Below are 18,350 nucleotides of genomic sequence, written 5' to 3'. Positions count from 1 at the left end.
CCTCGAACTGCTCACGTGACTTTTTGTCAATGTGCGGTCCGCGGTTCACGGTAAATTTCTCAATACGCGTCGGTAGAGGAATTGGTCCACGAATGAGAGCACCTGTGCGGCGTGCGGTGTCCGCGATATCGCCAGTTGCCTGATCGAGTACGCGGTGATCAAATGCCTTAAGGCGAATGCGAATATTTTGCGTTTCCATGGTTTATACCAAATCCCGTATTCTATCGATGCGAAAGAGCCAAAAATAAACCGCCCCGATTTTGCGTTCCAAACGAAACGCCAAGCCAGAGCGGCAAAAAACTGGCTGCCCGAATCAAAAGATCCGGGCAGCGATGCGTCCTATATTACGCTTTGATCGTGCTGACAACCCCTGATCCAACAGTACGGCCACCTTCGCGGATAGCGAAGCGGAGACCCGCATCCATTGCGATAGGTGCAATCAGCTTCACGCCGATTGTGACGTTGTCACCAGGCATGACCATTTCCGTACCCTCTTCAAGGATAACTTCACCCGTCACGTCCGTTGTACGGAAGTAGAACTGTGGGCGGTAGTTGGCGAAGAATGGCGTGTGACGGCCGCCTTCGTCTTTTGAAAGCACGTAAACTTCAGCGTCAAACTCTGTGTGCGGTGTGATCGAACCAGGCTTACAAAGAACCTGACCACGCTCAACTTCCTCACGGTTAACACCGCGGATCAGCGCGCCGATGTTATCGCCAGCTTCACCCGAGTCGAGCAGCTTGCGGAACATTTCAACACCGGTCACGGTTGTTTTCGAAGTATCTTTGATACCCACGATTTCAACTTCGTCACCAACATTTACAACACCGGTTTCAACACGGCCTGTAACAACGGTACCACGGCCAGAGATCGAGAACACGTCCTCGATTGGCATCAGGAAGTCTTTGTCAACCGGACGGTCAGGCTGCGGGATAAATTCATCAACAGCTTTCATCAGTTCAAGAATTTTTTCTTTACCGATATTGTCGTCACGGCCTTCAAGCGCAGCAAGAGCTGAGCCAGCGATGATAGGAATATCATCACCAGGGAAGTCATATTCGCTCAGAAGTTCGCGAACTTCCATTTCAACCAGTTCAAGCAGCTCTTCGTCGTCAACCTGATCAACTTTGTTCAGGAACACAACCATCGAAGGCACACCAACCTGACGTGCGAGCAGGATGTGCTCTTTCGTCTGTGGCATTGGGCCGTCAGCAGCGTTCACAACCAGGATAGCGCCGTCCATCTGCGCAGCACCGGTGATCATGTTTTTAACATAGTCAGCGTGACCCGGGCAATCGACGTGCGCATAGTGACGTGCGTCGGTTTCATATTCAACGTGTGCCGTTGAAATGGTGATGCCGCGCTCACGCTCTTCAGGAGCTTTATCGATGTTTGCGAAATCAACAGCTTCGCCGTCACCAGCGTCCGCAAGCACTTTAGTGATTGCAGCTGTCAGTGTGGTTTTACCGTGGTCAACGTGACCGATGGTTCCGATGTTGCAGTGCGGCTTGTTCCGCTCAAACTTAGCTTTACCCATTTTATCCTACCTTTACTTAACGTAACTAAAAATTCTGTGCCGCGCTTTGGCGAGCATAAGACAATCTGTCAACACCCGTTAGCCGCTTTGGCGTTCTTTCCCGACAGAATCGAGAGAAGGAAGCCGCGCGTATAACGATGTTTATTCGATTATGCCAGCTTCTCTTTCAATTCTTCGGCAACATTATTTGGAACTTCATCATAATGTGAGAAGTGCATGCTGTATTGCGCGCGCCCCTGTGTGAATGAACGAAGCTCATTAACATAACCGAACATATTGGCGAGAGGCACCATTGCATCGACAACCTGCGCGTTACCACGGCTATCTGTACCCTGGATCTGTCCGCGGCGAGAGTTCATGTCGCCGATTACGTCACCAAGATAATCCTCCGGTGTCACAACTTCAACCTTCATCACAGGTTCAAGCAGTTTGATCTTCGCTTTCTGGGCCGCTTCACGCATAGCCGCACGGCCAGCGATTTCAAAAGCCAGAGCCGAACTATCAACGTCATGATATGCACCGTCATAGACACGAATATCAAAATCGATGATCGGGAAGCCGATAAGCGAACCGGTTTCGGCTGTCTCGCGCATGCCTTTTTCAACGGACGGAATATATTCTTTGGGAATATTACCGCCTTTGATTTCATCGCTAAACGTAATGCCGCTGCCGCGCTCACCCGGGGTAACTTCAAACTTGATACGCGCGAACTGGCCGGAACCACCGGACTGTTTCTTATGCGTGTAATCAATGTCAGCCGGATTGGTGAGTGACTCGCGGTAAGCAACCTGAGGCGCACCAACATTTGCTTCCACTTTAAATTCACGTTTCATGCGGTCAACCAGGATGTCGAGGTGAAGCTCACCCATTCCTTTGATGATCGTCTGGCCCGATTCATGGTCGGTCGAAACGCGGAAAGATGGATCCTCAGCCGCTAGGCGGTTGAGGGCAACACCCATTTTTTCCTGGTCGGCTTTTGTTTTCGGTTCAACCGAAAGCTCGATAACCGGTTCAGGGAATTCCATACGTTCAAGAATGATCGGTTTGGATGCATCACACAGCGTATCACCGGTGGTGGTGGCTTTCATACCCGCAAGAGCAACAATATCGCCCGCCATCGCCTCATCAATGTCCTTACGGTCATTGGAGTGCATTTCAAGGATACGCCCGACTTTTTCTTTCTTGTCCTTGACCGAGTTCAGCACCGTACCTTTTTCCAGCTTGCCCGAATAGATGCGGACAAAGGTCAGGCTGCCCACAAACGGGTCATTCATCACTTTAAATGCAAGCGCGGAAAATGGCTCGTCATCGCTGGATGGACGTGAATCCTGGGTCTCGCCATCAACAGACACACCCTCAATCGCCGGAACGTCCAGCGGGCTGGGCAGATAGTCAACAACTGCGTCAAGCAGTGGCTGAACGCCCTTGTTCTTAAATGCAGAGCCGCAAACCACAGGAACGAAGTGATGCTCAAGTGTACCCTTACGGATAAGACGCTTCAAAGTTGCAACATCAGGCATATTGCCTTCCAGATACTGCTCCATCACATCATCGTCATTTTCAACGGCGAGTTCGATCAGCTGCTCGCGGTACTGCGCAGCTTCTTCCTTCATGTCGTCAGGAATTTCACCATATTGATATTCCGCGCCCAAACCGTCATTTTCCCATGTGATCGAACGTTCGTTGACGAGATCAACCAGTCCAACCAGATCAGCTTCGATGCCGATAGGGAGATATAGAACGGCAGGAACCGCGCCCAGACGGTCAATGATCGACTGCACGCAATATTTGAAGTCTGCGCCGGTACGGTCAAGCTTGTTGATAAAGCACATACGCGGCACTTTATATTTGTCTGCCTGACGCCATACGGTTTCAGACTGCGGCTCAACGCCGGCAACGCCATCAAAACAGGCAACCGCGCCATCAAGCACACGCAGTGAACGCTCAACTTCAATCGTGAAGTCAACGTGGCCCGGTGTATCAATGATGTTGATCCGGTGTTCCGGACCATTGCGGTCGTCGGCATTCCAGAAACAGGTCGTTGCAGCAGACGTAATCGTAATGCCGCGCTCCTGCTCCTGCTCCATCCAGTCCATCGTCGCAGCGCCATCATGCACTTCGCCGATTTTATAGGATTTACCGGTATAATAGAGAATGCGCTCTGTCGTCGTGGTTTTACCCGCGTCGATGTGCGCCATAATGCCGATATTGCGATATCTTTCCAATGGATGGCTGCGTGCCATGATGTTCTACTCCGAAGATGTAGCCCGGAAGGGCTATTAAAGTTGGCTGCGATATAGGCAAAGGGGCCAGTTTGCGCCAGCCCCTTTATCCTGTTTCAGTCACCGCGTGATAAACCTACCAGCGGTAATGTGCGAACGCACGGTTGGCTTCGGCCATTTTGTGCGTGTCTTCACGTTTCTTCACGGCATTGCCGCGGTTATTGGCTGCGTCCATGACTTCCGCTGAAAGGCGGGCAGACATGGTGGTTTCGCTGCGTCCACGCGCAGCAGAAATCAGCCAGCGAATGGCAAGAGCCTGTGCACGCTCAGGGCGCACCTCTACAGGAACCTGGTACGTTGCACCACCGACACGGCGGCTGCGTACTTCGATACCTGGCTTGATGTTGTTCAATGCATCATGGAACAATTGCAGCGGGTCGGTCTTTGCCTTTGTCTGCACGGTGTCCAATGCACCGTAAACAATACGCTCGGCGGTTGATTTCTTACCGTCCAGCATAAGGTTGTTCATGAATTTCGACAGAACCTGATCACCGAATTTGGGATCAGGAAGGATGATACGTTTCTCTGGTCTTCTACGACGTGCCATTTCTTAATAACTCCTGATCTTATTTCGGACGCTTGGCGCCATATTTCGAACGCGACTGCTTACGATCTTTAACGCCCTGGGTATCCAGAACACCGCGAAGCACGTGGTAACGTACACCGGGAAGATCGCGAACACGGCCACCGCGGATAAGCACAACAGAGTGCTCCTGCAGGTTATGGCCTTCGCCGGGAATGTAGCTGATAACTTCACGCTGGTTGGTCAGGCGCACCTTGGCAACCTTACGCAGAGCGGAGTTCGGCTTTTTCGGAGTTGTTGTATAAACACGGGTACAAACACCACGCTTTTGCGGGTTCTGTTCCATTGCGGGTACCTTGGACTTAACTTTCTGCGGTACCCGGCCCTTGCGGACCAGTTGGTTAATCGTTGGCATAAATTCTTCACCTTAGAAGTTTTTGCGTTGCGGTTACTCATATCAGGAGATGCGCGGATATAACGGAGGCTCAGCCTTTTGCCCGTCCGCACCAAACGATATGTGTTTAGCCTATGTAAGTTTTCCGAAAGTCTGCGTGTTTCACATATATCTATATATAAAGCACAGCGGCCAAAGGTGTCCCCACCCATTCAGAAGCGCGGCCTTTAACGGGGATTCGGGAAGAGGTCAAGGGATTTGAACCACGTTCCTGTCGATGATCACAAAGCCCAAGCGCAAATTTTATCCGGGACCTTCCAGCGTCATTGCTCTGTTGACTTAGCGCGCGTTTTTTACAACCTCGCCGCCTTTCATCACAAAGCGCACATTTGTCATGATGCTGACATCCTGTGTGGGGTTGCCCTGTACGGCGATAATGTCGCCATACCGGCCCACCGCAATCGCGCCCACGTCATTTTCGCGGCCCAGCGCCCTGGCCGCTTCGGACGTAGCCGCTTGCAAGGCCTGCACCGGCGTCATGCCGAAACGCACCATGACGGGCAGCTGCCGGGCATTAAGGCCGTGCGGGAAAATGGCGGCGTCCGACCCGAACACGACATTCGCGCCCGCCTTCACGGCCTTGCGGAAGCTTTCGCGCTGGATGCCGCCCACCTGCCGTTCCTTGGCGAGTGATTCTTCCAGCACGCCGTTCTTCTCGCCCTCAGCCAGCGTATATTCGGTGTTGTAGATATCCATCGAGAACGCAACGCCCGCTTCTTTTGCCATGCGTATCGCCTCATCATCCAGATAACTGGCATGTTCGATGGTATCGACCCCGCCGCGTATCGCCGCCTTGATACCGTCATTGCCATGCGCGTGCGCGGCGACTTTCATGCCCAGTATATGCGCGATCTCGACCACATCGCGGATCTCGTCCACGGTCATCTGTTGTTCGCCCACGGTCGTGCCCTTGGAAAACACACCGCCTGTCGCGCAGATCTTGATGACTTCAGCGCCATATTTGCGGTGTTCGCGCACTCTGGCTCTCAGCGCCGCCTTGCCCTCTGCCAATGCCTCGCTTTTTGCATCATAGGATGGTGGCAGGAAATTATTGTCGCAATGTCCGCCTGTCACACCGATAGCATAGGTTGCCGGCACAATACGCGGCCCCGGCACAAGCCCGCGCTCTATCCCCTGTTTCAATGCGACATCGGCATAATCGGAAGACCCGAGGTTGCGCACGGTGGTAAAGCCTGCTTCAACAGTGGCGCGCGCATTGGCGACGCCCGCCACGGTCCAGAATGCATCGGTATATTGGAACGTGCGGTATCCACCGATTTCGGCAAGCCCGGTCAGGTGCACATGCATGTCGATCAGTCCGGGCATAATCGTCATGCCCGGCAGGTCAACGCGCCGCACGTCATCCCCAGTTTCCGGCCCGGTTTCCGGCGCAGTGCCACTGGACACGGAAACAATCCGGCCATCGGTAACCGTGACAACCGGGTTGTCAGTGACAGTCCCGTTCAACGTATCCACCATATGACCTGCGGTAACGACAACCGTATCCGCATAGGCCGCAGGTGCGTGAAGCGCGAGCCCAGCCGCCGCGATATATGCCGTCCACCGGCCTGTTTTCAGAATATCAAGCGCACGCACACCACATCCCCTTTGCATAGATCAACCTTTGCACCCTTCACCATAAAGCAAGCGGGCTATCCGGCAAGTCCATATTGGCAGACAGTCCTGCCAATCGAAAAGGCCGGGACATCGCTGCCCCGGCCCTATCTTATAACTACTTCGTCACGATCAGAACCCGATTGCGACGCCAACGCGTCCGCCTGTTGTGCCTGGCGCTGTGGAACCAGCAATACCGCCGGAAATATACACCTTTTCGGTAACCTTGCCGACAATCGTGCCGGAAAAGCCCTGCTCTCCCTGAAATGTGGAAACATTGGCGTTGAGTGACCAGTTACTGTCGGGAACAATGATCGTTCCCGACATCGCCATCGATGCCGCGATACCGCCATTGGCATGGCGGCGGTTGAGCGCAAGCCCGCCTTCGAGCAAGCCCACCCTGCCTTCAAGCGCGCTGGTGCGTGTTTCCAGCGCCGCCGTGCGGCCTTCAAGGGCGTTGAACATGCCCATGTCCACCGCGCTAATGCTGTCAGACAGGCCCGCCGAAGCGATTTTCAAAGCCCCTGCCTGCGCCACGCTATCGAGTGAGGAGTTGATCGAGGAGCGCGCCACCGCCGTGCGCTCTGACGCTTCCACCGTATGCGGCGCATCAATGGCACTTGCGGTCACGTCACTGTCAACTGTACCGGAAACAGTGGCGCTTGCACCAGAGGCCAGGTCGCGCTGTATCTGCGCCGCCTCGCTGGATGCAAGGCCCGTACCACCTGTTGGAGTGGGTACAGCAGCTGCGCTGTGTGTTTGCACAGGAGCTGTGGAAGCTGTGGCCCCAAGCGCAGACGGCGCCTGTGCACTGGCAGGCGCGCTGGCAATAGGTTCAACCGAAACCAGCCCCGTGCTGTCAATGACAAGCGTGCCAGTCTCACCACCAGCCAGCAGGGAACCAAGACCTGGAAGGTAATAGCTGTTGTTGCCTGTGCCGATTACAATCGTGTTGTTGCCCAATGTCTGGGCCCCGAAACCGATGGCGATCGAATTGGTGTGGAGCGCCATGGAATTTGCGCCAAGCGCGAGTGACCTTAGGCCAATTGCCTGCGCGGAAGAACCAATTGCGCTGGCAAAGCCGCCTGACGCGCTCGCACTATGGCCAAGCGCCATGGACTGGCTGCCGGAAGAGGTACTGAACGGGCCGATCGCCGTGCTGGCCGACCCGCTGGCGTTCGAAAGACGACCAATGGCAGTCGAAGTAGTGATCGCAGTCGCACCCGCGCCCAAAGCCATCGCGTTGGTGCCGGTTGCCGCCGCATCAAGGCCAAGCGCGATCGAATTGATACCCGACGCCTCCGCCCTGGAACCGACGGCAATACTGTTTGAACCGGAAGCCAGTGCCTCTGCGCCCACGGCGACCGTCCGCGCGTTGGAAGCGACAGCGTCCGCACCAAATGCGCTGGCCGCCGTGCCGCTGGCTTCGGAGTTCTCACCAACGGCTGTCGCATCATTCTCAACCGCTTCCGCATTGTCGCCAACCGCCGTGGTCCTGCTGGCGGAGGCAAGGGCAGCATTGCCGGCGGCGAGAGAGGAGAGTCCTGTTCCATCAAGCTCAGGGGAAGCAGAACCTGATGCTACCGACACAATTGCCGCATCAAGCTGCGCTTTGTTAACAGCATCGGTGTCTGCTATCCCAGTTGCAACGTTTGTGATGCGGCGCTTGAGTGTATTATTTCCTACGGAAACAATGTTTACGTCATCCGCTACCGACAATGCCCCAATTGCTACAGCGTTTTGTGCGGAGACAACCGATCTTGATCCAATTGCTGTACCATTGGTTTCTGTGACACTTGCCTGTGAACCAATCCCTGTACCCTGCACTGCAGTCACATCTGCTGAGATTCCCACTGCGGTTGCAAATTGTCCAGTTGTTTCGGAGAATGATCCAATTGCGAGACCGCCCGAACCTGATGAAGTTGCGTTAATGCCAATGGCGATCGCATTATCATTTATGGCTTCTGCCGACTCACCAACCGCGACTGCACCAAGATTGGCTGCAACACTTTGAAAACCAATGGCTGTTGAAAGCTCACCAGTCGCCTGTGCCATGGTACCAACCACAACTGTCTGGCTCCCGCTTGCTGTAGAAAAATTCCCGATTACGGTACTTCGTTCCCCTGTTGCGGTCGCTGCAGTTCCGATGGCAAGTGTCCAAAAATTATCCGCTAGAGAGTCAGCTCCTATAGCGATACTATCTTCAAAAGTGGCTTTCGCCCCAAAAGGTCCAAAATCCAGACCATCTGCACCTATAGCGATCGATGATCTTGCTGATGCCTCGGCCAATGTACCAAGACTGATCGTATTACTCGCTTTAGCCATCGTTTGATAGCCGATTGCAACTGAGTCCGAGCCCGTTGCCTCTGCCGCAGTGCCAAGGGCAGTCGCATTTTGCATAGTTGCTGTGCTGCCACTGCCTAAACTGGTTGTTCTATCTGCGATAGCCTCTGCGCCATCTCCGAGTCCTGTACTTCCATTTCCAGACGCTCTGGTGCCTACCCCAACACTCACAGCCCCACCACCCGTTGCCTGCGCGTTAAACCCCACTGCTGTACTCAAAAACCCATCAGCAAGACTATCCCCACCAATGGCAACTGTTCCGCCACCTTGTGCTTGCGCGCCAAAAGTGCCTGCATCATTACCATCTGAGCCGATCGCCACTGCAAATTGTCCAGTCGCTTGCGAAGAATTGCCGATTGCTACCGCTGCAGCTCCTGTGGCCGCCGAGTCAGTCCCACAGGCTAGAGTCGCATCGGTCCCATCCGATGTCGCTCCGCCATCGGTATCGGTAGCATCAGGCACACCGTCATCATTGGTGTCGAGCAGGCATTCTTCCGCCTGTGCGGGCATGGCGATGCCGATTGCGGTAATGCTCGCGGCGAGCAGGAGCGAGTGGCGGATTGCGTGGTGTGTTTTGGTCATATGATGGGTTCCCTCTATTGAAAAAGACTCAGATGCCTTGTCGGCAACTGGCTGAACAGTATCGGGAAAACCGGTATCCACAAACCGTTAATCGGAACTCTATTGTCACGCAGACAGCGTGGTGGGTGCAAAACCCCTGATCCACACTGGGTCGTTACTGCGCTGCAAAATCAGGTTGACTCATTCTGTTTAACAGATATGTTAATTAACATAAGTAGGAAACAAGGGATTTCGATGTACGACCTTACAGGCAGTTTTGCCGCACTTGGTGATGCCACGCGATTTGCCATTGTCGAACGGCTGCTGACCGAAGGGGAGCTGAGCGCCGGGGCGCTGCAATCGGGTACAGGCATTTCGCCACCCGCGGTGTCACGGCACCTGAAAGTGCTCCATGATGCCGGGCTTGTGGATCGCCGGACACAGGCGCAAAGCCGCCTTTATTCGGTCAAACCGGAAGCGATGAAAGCGATTGACCAGTGGATTATTGACCACCGCGAATTCTGGATGGCCAGCCTTGACCGGCTTGAAGATGCCTTGGCAAAGGAGACAGGAAAGACATGAGCACGTTAGAGATCAAACGCCACTTCAAGGCCGATCCGGCCACCGTCTTCGCCTATGTGACACAAGGCGAACACCTGATGAAATGGTGGGGGCCGGAAGGAATTTACATCACCGACAACAATCTTGATCTGTCCGCGCCCGGGCCATGGTTTTCTGTCATGGAAAGCGACAAGGGCGCGCACCACAAGGTATCTGGCGAAGTCGTGAAGGTCGAACCCGGCAAGGCAGTCGAATTCACATGGGGCTGGCATGACGATGACGATGATGCACGCGGCCATGAAAGCACCGTCCGTTTTGAAGTCTCCGCCGCGGCAGATGGCGGCACTGACTTTGTGATGGTCCATTCCGGCCTTGAAGACGAAACCAGCGCGGAAAACCACAATGGCGGCTGGTCATCATCGTTCAACAAGCTGGAAAAGCTTGCCAGTTGATACAATTTTCCAACCCCAAACCACCCCCAAAAGGAGAGAAACATGCCCAAGTACATATTTGCCTATCATGGCGGAAAACCGCCTGAAACACCTGAGGAAGGCGAGAAGGTCATGGCCGCATGGGGCGAATGGCTCGGCGGCATGGGCGATGCCGTGGTTGATGGCGGCAACCCTGCTGGTCCTTCCAAAACCGTATCCGCATCAGGCGTGGCCGATGATGGCGGCGCGAACCCGCTGTCCGGCTATTCGCTGGTCAATGCGCCCGACATGGACGCCGCGATCGAAATGGCCAAGGGCTGCCCCGTGCTGAACCATGGCACGGTCGAAGTCTGCGAAGCGGTCGAGATGTAGGTTTCCCGGGAGGGGTAGACAGGCCCCTCCCCCTAAAACGCATGTCCCTGCGCCTTGGCGATAAAACGCATCAGCGGGGCGGCCGTTTCAAACTGCGCTGTCACCGCATCGGCAAACCCGTCTGATGTTGCCAGTGCCTCATCGCCATCGGCCATCAGGAAGAAGCTCTTGAGCCGCAGGTCCTCAATCATCGGATGATCGCGGTCAAAGTCGCGCGGCGCGGTTTTCAGGCGTTCGCCCTGCACCTCCATGCCATCTGTCGCGGCCTGCCATTCCTTCGGCTTGTCCACGATCCGCTGCCGAATTGCGCGCAGTGCGTCCGATTTAGGGCCCCAGACACCGCCGCCAAAAAACACCCTGCCTGGTTCCAGATGCATGTAATAGCCGGGCGCATGCGCGTCTTTACCGGCTTCATGCCGGAACTGCGCACCCACATGGGTTTTATACGGGCTCTTGTCCTTGCCGAAACGGGTGTCACGGTAGATGCGGAACATTGATCCGCCATGCGGCCTGGGATCAACCACTATATGTTCGCTGATCGCCGCCACACGCGGCGCCATGGCGGCGATAAAACCCGTCACGCCTTCCACTACATCAGCTACATATTTCGGCTTATGCTCTTGAAACCATTCACGATTATTGTTGGATTTCAGCTCACGCAGGAACGTAAACAGCTCTGGCCCTATCATCTCACTCTCCCGTATCATGTCGCTGGCAGTCGGGGCCATGCTAGCGCATGCCGCGCAAAAAAAACAGGAGCGTGTGGCGCCATGCCACCGCTCCCGTAATTGTCACTTTCAAAGGCCTTATTTCAGCTGAAGCACCTGCAGCATTGATGTTCCCATCACCCGGCGTATTTCCAACCGGTTGCCGCTTTCCTCATTCAGCCTTGCCACTGATTTCGATTGCCATTCGAAATATTCCTTGCGTTGCTGGATACTCTCTGCCCCGTTCGGCATGTCATCATACATGGTGACCAGGTAAAGGTCCGGCTCCCCATCGCGCGCATGCAGGTTGCTCAGCACCTTATAGCCGGTGATCCACCCTTTCGACTTGGCGAACTCCTGGTCCTTTTTCCATTCTGCGGCCAGCCATTTAACATAGGCAAAGCCGCCTCCATCCTTGAGCTCAATCCCGGTCACGTCCCAGAATTGACCCGGATCGGCCGGAAATTCCTGCGCCATTGCCGGCATGGCAAAGGCGGACGCGATCAAGGCAAGCGGCAACACAGCGGCGGTTGCCCGCCGTACAAGTACATGTTTCATAACTATTCCCCTGTATTCATACAAAGGCTTACGTGCTTCTCAGCAATACGCACGGCACGTCAAAAGCCAACATATCATGCCGCCATATTCGCGACTCTCGATTAGGTCATGGCAGCTGGATTTACATAGCGTATCACGCATTTTACATAAAACCAAAGGTACCAAACCCCCTTTTTAGCCAACCCATTATAACCACAGTGTAAAATTTTCTGTCCTACATATAACCATATAGGTTATATGCAATACCTCTTTACAACCACGATCGGATCCTGTCATGGTCAAAACTGCTTCCTCCCCCTCCCCACTCACCGATTTCACGCCCGTCCCCATACGCCACCGCCATGATGGCTGGACACCCGAGCGGCAACGCGAGCTGATCGCGGCAATGGCGGCGCATGGCACGGTTCGCGGGGCGTGCCGGGCAATGGGCATGTCGGACAGCGGCGCGTACCAGCTGCGCCTGAAAGCAGGGGCAGAGGAATTCTGCCGCGCCTGGGACCTGGCAGTGGCGCAGGGGCTGATGGTGATGGAAGATATCGCCCATGACCGCGCATTGAGCGGCTGGGAAGAACCCATCATGTACCATGGCAAACAGGTTGGTACCCGCACGCGCCACGACAACCGGCTGCTGATGTTCATGCTCGCCGCGCGCAAGCCCGCCACCTATGCCCGGCGCACGCAGGGCGGCGTGGGCAAGGCCGAAATTGCGAAGCTGAAAAGACAGTGGCACGCCGAATGGGAAGCAGAAAAAAAGACGGAGGAAGAAGCAGCGCGGGGCAAGAGCGATATCCGTATGAAGCTGGACAAGCGGCTGGCCGACATGCGGCAGCGCCTGATCGAAAACAAGCCTGACATGCGCCGTTACATGATGCACCAGAGCCTGGAAACCGCCGAAGCCAACAAGGAACGTTACCCCGAAGATTACGCCTTTGTGCAGCGGTTATGGGAAGAGGATGCCGCCGAAGCGGCAGCGAAAGAGGACACCGCAGTAAAGCACAGTGCGGACAAAGACTCCCGCGAAAACGGCGCTGATCCACCGCCCATCCACTCCGGCCTGCCCGGCGGTGAACCACAAAAACCACGCGGTCCGGCGATACACATGCTGTGAGGTCAAAAGGCCCCCCTTAACATTTTGTTTACGATGTTCATGGCAAAAGGGCGCTGAAGAGCCAAATTCCGGGGGACATGATGGATAACAGCGCAAAAATCGAACGCGGCGTGGAGCTGGAAAGCCTGCACGATTTCGCCATGGATGAGTATATGGGCGGTGACTATACCGAAGACGGTGCGCAGCCCGGCGCAGCGCCAGATGGTGAAAGGCGGCTGCGGCTACAGGCTTATAATTACTGGACCTCGATGCTGAGCGACAAGAATTTCCCGTCGATCCGCGATATTGACTTTGACGCGTTGCCCGATTTCAAGAGCAACTCGATCCTGCTCAATTTCGGGGCCGGGCTGGACAATCCGGCAATTGAATATGTGGGTGAGGCGCTGGCCACGCAATGCAGCATAGAGCGTGATATCCGCAGCCTGCACGATATTCCCTATCCATCAGTGCTGTCACACATCAACCACCATTACATGCAGATTATCGCCAGCCAGGCCCCGGTAGGCTTCGAAGCGGAATTCGTGAATTACCAGGACAAAAAGGTGCTGTACCGCAGCATCCTGCTGCCGCTGTCATCGGACAATGAAACGATCGATTATATCTGCGGCGTCATCAACTGGAAAGAAGTGCCTGTACGCAAGATATTCCCGCGCCAGATGCGCCATGTTGGCGGCAACGCGGTGGATAGCGTGCGCCCCTGCCCGCCAGGCCCGCGCACACCGGCGGCCACCCGCTCAAACGTCCCGCTATTCGGCGAGGTCGAACCCGATATTATCGGCGAAATCCTGACATACTACTGCCCACAGAAATAGGGGGTGGGGTTTTCAGGATAAATCCTGGAACAGGAATCGCGAGCTAAGCACGCAAAGATTCACTTTTTGTTCTTGTACTCTGGGTGGAATTTTGTCATACCGCCAAAAATCGACACAGCGATTGGCGGTAAAAATGGCAAGGCTTTCTTTTTCTGAACTGAGGCAATCTGCAGGAATGACTGTGGAGGAAGCAGCCAGGGAGCTTGGCTACTCAACAAGTACCGTATATCGCTGGGAACGAGGTTCTACCAAACCCAAACCACCCGTTTACAGGACACTTGAAATCATGGCCCAATTTTCCACCGAGAAGCCAGCGATGAACTCGAAAGATAAAATTGCATTCCGTTTCATTGATCTGTTTGCAGGAATTGGCGGTCTGAGAATAGGTTTTCAGGGAATAGGCGGGCATTGTGTTTTTACCTCTGAATGGGACAGGTTTTCTCAAGAAACCTATCGCTACAATTTCAGGGACAATCATCCCGTTGCTGGCGATATCAGGGAGTTCTCGGACAATCCTGACCTTGTACCCGAACATGACATTCTTCTGGCCGGTTTCCCCTGTCAGCCTTTTTCCATCGCAGGTGTTTCGAAGAAAAATGCTCTGGGTCGTCCACATGGCTTTCTGTGCGACACACAGGGTACGCTCTTTTTCGATACTGCGAAAATAATCGAGCACCACAGACCCGCAGCATTTGTTCTGGAAAATGTAAAAAATCTTGAGCGTCATGATGGCGGACGTACATTCAGGACAATCCTGAATGTACTGGAAAACGAACTTGGCTATCATGTACAACACCGGGTAATCAGTTCTGCGCCATGGGTTCCGCAAAAGCGCGAGCGTGTTTTCATAGTCGGTTTCAGGGAGAAAACGGAGTTTAACCTGAAAACCCTCGAACTACCTGCCATTGATGAAGGACCAAGGCTGCGGAGCATACTTGACCGCAACGAAGACGTTGACCCGAAATATACCCTGACACCCAAACTCTGGCAGTATCTTCAGGATTACAAGGCGAAGCACGCTGCAAAAGGAAACGGTTTCGGCTACGGCCTTGCAGGCCCCGATGACATTGCCAGAACCCTGTCTGCCAGATATTACAAGGATGGCTCAGAAATACTGATCGCTCAGCCTGGAAAACGTCCAAGGCGGCTTACGCCACAGGAATGCGCCCGCCTGATGGGCTTTGAGCGTGATGGCCGGAAATGGCATATCCCCGTTTCGGACACCCAAGCCTATCGCCAGTTCGGCAATGCGGTTGTTGTGCCGGTAGTGGAATTCCTCGCCAACGCCATGAAGCCGTATATTGGCACGGCACTGACAAACAATCAAAAATCATCAGTTAACAGCGTGAGCAAACCTGTTCTGGAAGCAGTCATTGGCTGATATCGTCTCTCCCGAAGTCCGCAGCCGTATGATGCGGAATATCAGGGCCAAGGACACAAAACCGGAAATGATCATCCGCAAAGGACTGCACAGACGCGGTTTCAGATATGTGCTTCATGACAAAAGGTTGCCTGGGAAACCTGATATGGTCTTTCCGAAATACCGGGCTGTAATTTTTGTTCATGGATGTTTTTGGCACGGACATGATTGCCATCTGTTCAAGTGGCCGAAAACTAGGACCGAGTTCTGGAAATCAAAAATCATAGGAAATAAATCTAGAGATTATGAAATCGAAAACGAACTTTTGATACAACACTGGAGAATATGCAAAATTTGGGAGTGCTCTCTAAAAGGCAAAAAAAGACTAAGCCTCGAAAGTTGTATGCGGTCAATTGCAGACTGGCTCCGCTCCGATGCCCATAGGTTCACAATGACTTCTGAACTTTAATTCTCTTTCTCCACAATAGCTCTTCGAAGAACTTCTCGCTTTTCTAGACGTTGGGCACCAAAATGCAGTTCTCTATGGCACATCGGGCAAAGCGCCGCTGCGTTTATCATCGAATCCTCTCCTTCTTCGGCCAAGGGAGTGATGTGATGTACTTCTAAAAAAGTGCTGCCATCTTTTCGTTTGAACAATTCTACCTTGCATCCTGGCATTTCACACTCTTCTTCAGCACGACTCAGGACACCCGCTACTACAGAAGCATTTCTAAGAAAATCGCTAACTATTCTATCTTGCTTTGGCGGCTTGCCTTTGCTCTTTCTGGCTTTAGCCAACAAATCAGTTTGGTTTGCTTCAGTAGCTACATTGTTGCCTAATTCATTCAGCATTATTTCTGCTTCCTGAACTTTCCATGTGAAAAGCTTATCGCCAATATTAGCTATCGCAATAAGATCACCTTGATTCATCCAGTGAACAATGTCTCGCCCCATTCTGGTTTCAGGACTTCGTTTTGGGTCCTGCCGAATAGAATTATAGTATGAAATTTCTAACTTGAGGCCGTCAGGATCATATGGCGCATCCAGAGATAACAATAATGCATTTTCACCGCCTTTCCCTGGTTCAAAACCGGCCGCCGTCATCACATCCTTCTGGTCTTCATTCAGAACAAATGCACTTTTATCCTTATCGGTCTTGCCGACTTCTTTGATGCCGATATTGTCGAACAAGTCTTCAGCGAATTTTATCATCGTTCCTACCCCAAATTGACGAATCAACTACCCCTCGTCCCCCATCCTTAGTGCGGCGATAAACGCTTCTTGCGGGATGGACACATTGCCGTATTCGCGCATTTTCTTTTTGCCCTTTTTCTGCTTGTCGAGCAGTTTTTTCTTGCGTGATATGTCGCCGCCATAGCATTTTGCGGTGACGTCCTTGCGCATCGCCGCGATGGTTTCGCGGGCGATGATCTTGCCGCCGATCGCAGCCTGCACGGGAATTTTGAACAGGTGGCGGGGGATCAGGTCTTTCAGACGTTCGCACATATGCCGCCCGCGCGCCTCGGCGGCGTCGCGGTGGACGATCATCGACAATGCATCGACCGGTTCGCTGTTCACCATGATGTTCATTTTGACGAGATTGCCCTCGCGCAGGCCGATCTGTTCATAATCAAAGCTCGCATAGCCGCGGCTGATCGATTTGAGGCGGTCATAAAAATCGAACACCACCTCGTTGAGCGGCAGTTCATAGGTGAGCTGCGCGCGGCCACCCACATAGGTGAGATCCACCTGTATCCCGCGCCGGTCCTGACACAGTTTCAGGATCGCGCCCAGATAATCGTCGGGGCAGTATATAGTCGCCTTGATCCATGGCTCGTCAATCTGCGCAATCTTCATGATATCGGGCATGTCGGCGGGATTGTGCAGGAATTGCTCGCTCCCGTCATTGAGCAGCATCCGGTACACCACAGATGGCGCAGTGGTAATCAGGTCGAGGTCATATTCGCGTGACAGCCGTTCCTGAATAATTTCAAGGTGGAGCAGGCCGAGGAAACCACAGCGGAACCCCTGCCCCAACGCGGCACTGGTTTCCATTTCAAACGTGAAACTGGCGTCGTTCAGCCGCAGTTTGCCAATGCTTTCGCGCAGTTTCTCGAAATCCGCGGCATCGACGGGAAACAGCCCGCAAAACACCACCGACTGCACTTCCTTGAACCCTTCCAGCGGCTCGGCCGCGCCACCCTTGACGGTGGTGATGGTATCACCCACGGCGGTCTGCGACACTTCCTTGATTTGCGCAGTGATAAAGCCGATTTCACCGGGGCCAAGCTCGGGCAGGTGCTCGATTTTCGGGCGCATACAGCCGACCCGGTCGACCAGATGCTGTGATCCTTGCTGCATAAACTTGATATTCAGGCCTTTTTTCAACACACCGTCAATCACGCGGACCAGGATGACGACGCCCAGATACGGGTCGTACCAGCTGTCAACCAGCATCGCTTTGAGCGGTGCGTCGCGGTCGCCGCCGGGCGCGGGGATTTTCTGCACAATCTGCTCAAGTATATCCTCAATGCCTATGCCAGCCTTGGCCGATGCCAGCACGGCATCATCGGCGGGCAGGCCGATAATATCCTCAATCTCCTGCTTGACCATGTCAGGTTCGGCAGCCGGCAGGTCAATCTTGTTGATGACCGGCAGGATTTCATGGTCATGCTCGATCGACTGGTAAACATTGGCAAGCGTCTGCGCTTCCACGCCCTGTGCCGCATCAACCACCAGCAGAGCGCCTTCGCACGCGGCGAGCGAGCGCGACACTTCATAGGCGAAGTCGACATGGCCCGGTGTGTCCATCAGGCTAAGTTCGTACGTCTCGCCATCCTTGGCGGTGTAATTCAGCCGCACCGTCTGCGCCTTGATGGTGATGCCGCGTTCTTTTTCGATATCCATATTGTCGAGTACCTGCTCGCTCATCTCACGCTCGGTCAGCCCGCCGGTATGCTGGATCAGCCGGTCGGCGAGTGTCGATTTGCCATGGTCGATATGCGCGATAATCGAAAAATTACGGATTTTGGAAAGGTCGGTCATGGGACGCTCTCTATCCGCTTGATCGCGCCGCGGCAATAAGTGTGTTCTTCTCTGGTCAGAGTTTTATTACTGCATATGTCATCC

General features: G+C 54.0%; 18 protein-coding genes. 7 read left to right on the top strand and 11 right to left on the bottom strand.

Going from position 1 to position 18,350, the window contains the following annotated elements:
- The 7 genes from rpsJ to G6Q15_RS05465 form a co-directional block, all read right to left on the bottom strand.
- A partial coding sequence (gene rpsJ / locus G6Q15_RS05495; RefSeq protein ID WP_164116479.1) for a 30S ribosomal protein S10 occupies positions 1-199 on the bottom strand: 199 nt, incomplete at its 3' end.
- A 145-nt stretch (positions 200-344) separates the two neighbouring features.
- Complete coding sequence (gene tuf / locus G6Q15_RS05490; protein WP_164116477.1) at positions 345-1,535, bottom strand: elongation factor Tu; 1,191 nt, start codon at positions 1,533-1,535, stop codon at positions 345-347.
- Between the two features lie 149 nt (positions 1,536-1,684).
- Complete coding sequence (gene fusA / locus G6Q15_RS05485) at positions 1,685-3,778, bottom strand: elongation factor G (protein ID WP_164116474.1); 2,094 nt, start codon at positions 3,776-3,778, stop codon at positions 1,685-1,687.
- A gap of 115 nt (positions 3,779-3,893) precedes the next feature.
- The gene (gene rpsG, locus G6Q15_RS05480; RefSeq protein WP_164116472.1) at positions 3,894-4,364 is read right to left on the bottom strand and encodes a 30S ribosomal protein S7; all 471 of its coding nucleotides are present in this window, start codon (positions 4,362-4,364) and stop codon (positions 3,894-3,896) included.
- A 19-nt stretch (positions 4,365-4,383) separates the two neighbouring features.
- Positions 4,384-4,755, bottom strand: a complete 372-nt coding sequence (rpsL, locus tag G6Q15_RS05475; RefSeq protein WP_164116470.1) for a 30S ribosomal protein S12 — start codon at positions 4,753-4,755, stop codon at positions 4,384-4,386.
- Positions 4,756-5,073: 318 nt separating this feature from the next.
- Positions 5,074-6,390: an amidohydrolase family protein gene (locus tag G6Q15_RS05470; protein WP_275897589.1), complete on the bottom strand. Its 1,317-nt coding sequence runs from the start codon at positions 6,388-6,390 to the stop codon at positions 5,074-5,076.
- Between the two features lie 150 nt (positions 6,391-6,540).
- Complete coding sequence (locus G6Q15_RS05465; RefSeq protein WP_164116466.1) at positions 6,541-9,333, bottom strand: hypothetical protein; 2,793 nt, start codon at positions 9,331-9,333, stop codon at positions 6,541-6,543.
- Between the two features lie 234 nt (positions 9,334-9,567).
- Here G6Q15_RS05465 and G6Q15_RS05460 point away from each other — a divergent pair, with 234 nt between their 5' ends.
- Genes G6Q15_RS05460 through G6Q15_RS05450 form a run of 3 tightly spaced genes read left to right on the top strand, consistent with a single transcriptional unit; the run spans position 9,568 to position 10,676 of the window.
- Positions 9,568-9,894, top strand: coding sequence for a metalloregulator ArsR/SmtB family transcription factor (locus G6Q15_RS05460; RefSeq protein WP_164116464.1), 327 nt, complete (start codon positions 9,568-9,570; stop codon positions 9,892-9,894).
- Complete coding sequence (locus G6Q15_RS05455; RefSeq protein ID WP_164116462.1) at positions 9,891-10,325, top strand: SRPBCC domain-containing protein; 435 nt, start codon at positions 9,891-9,893, stop codon at positions 10,323-10,325. Before G6Q15_RS05460 ends, G6Q15_RS05455 begins: the two co-directional genes overlap by 4 nt.
- A 42-nt stretch (positions 10,326-10,367) precedes the next feature.
- On the top strand, positions 10,368-10,676 hold the full coding sequence (locus tag G6Q15_RS05450) for a YciI family protein (protein WP_164116460.1): 309 nt from the start codon (positions 10,368-10,370) through the stop codon (positions 10,674-10,676).
- Positions 10,677-10,708: 32 nt separating this feature from the next.
- Here G6Q15_RS05450 and G6Q15_RS05445 read toward each other — a convergent pair whose 3' ends face one another.
- Together G6Q15_RS05445 and G6Q15_RS05440 are read right to left on the bottom strand one after the other, a co-directional pair.
- Positions 10,709-11,404, bottom strand: a complete 696-nt coding sequence (locus G6Q15_RS05445; RefSeq protein WP_164116458.1) for a DUF2461 domain-containing protein — start codon at positions 11,402-11,404, stop codon at positions 10,709-10,711.
- A gap of 78 nt (positions 11,405-11,482) precedes the next feature.
- Positions 11,483-11,941, bottom strand: a complete 459-nt coding sequence (locus G6Q15_RS05440) for a hypothetical protein (protein WP_164116456.1) — start codon at positions 11,939-11,941, stop codon at positions 11,483-11,485.
- A gap of 274 nt (positions 11,942-12,215) precedes the next feature.
- Between G6Q15_RS05440 and G6Q15_RS05435 the strand changes: the two genes are divergently transcribed.
- From G6Q15_RS05435 to G6Q15_RS05420, 4 genes are all read left to right on the top strand, one after another.
- On the top strand, positions 12,216-13,049 hold the full coding sequence (locus G6Q15_RS05435; RefSeq protein ID WP_164116454.1) for a hypothetical protein: 834 nt from the start codon (positions 12,216-12,218) through the stop codon (positions 13,047-13,049).
- Positions 13,050-13,126: 77 nt separating this feature from the next.
- Entirely contained in the window at positions 13,127-13,861 is a 735-nt protein-coding gene (locus G6Q15_RS05430) for a hypothetical protein (protein WP_164116452.1), read from the top strand.
- Positions 13,862-13,994: 133 nt separating this feature from the next.
- The gene (dcm, locus tag G6Q15_RS05425; protein WP_164116450.1) at positions 13,995-15,242 is read left to right on the top strand and encodes a DNA (cytosine-5-)-methyltransferase; all 1,248 of its coding nucleotides are present in this window, start codon (positions 13,995-13,997) and stop codon (positions 15,240-15,242) included.
- 28 nt (positions 15,243-15,270) lie between these two features.
- Positions 15,271-15,690 carry a very short patch repair endonuclease gene (locus G6Q15_RS05420; protein ID WP_345940288.1) on the top strand — a complete coding sequence of 140 codons (420 nt, stop codon included), beginning with the start codon at positions 15,271-15,273 and terminating at the stop codon, positions 15,688-15,690.
- On the opposite strand, the gene G6Q15_RS05415 is transcribed toward G6Q15_RS05420, so the two are convergent.
- Positions 15,687-16,433 carry an HNH endonuclease gene (locus G6Q15_RS05415; RefSeq protein ID WP_205518092.1) on the bottom strand — a complete coding sequence of 249 codons (747 nt, stop codon included), beginning with the start codon at positions 16,431-16,433 and terminating at the stop codon, positions 15,687-15,689. The genes G6Q15_RS05420 and G6Q15_RS05415 overlap by 4 nt on opposite strands.
- A gap of 27 nt (positions 16,434-16,460) precedes the next feature.
- Positions 16,461-18,266, bottom strand: a complete 1,806-nt coding sequence (gene lepA, locus G6Q15_RS05410; protein ID WP_164116447.1) for a translation elongation factor 4 — start codon at positions 18,264-18,266, stop codon at positions 16,461-16,463.
- Positions 18,267-18,350 lie beyond the last annotated feature (84 nt).

The sequence above is a fragment of the Sphingorhabdus sp. Alg239-R122 genome, assembly GCF_900537065.1.
Lineage (GTDB): Bacteria > Pseudomonadota > Alphaproteobacteria > Sphingomonadales > Sphingomonadaceae > Alg239-R122.
The sequence above is the reverse complement of the archived record's forward strand: the minus strand, read 5'-3'. Positions and strand labels throughout refer to the sequence as shown.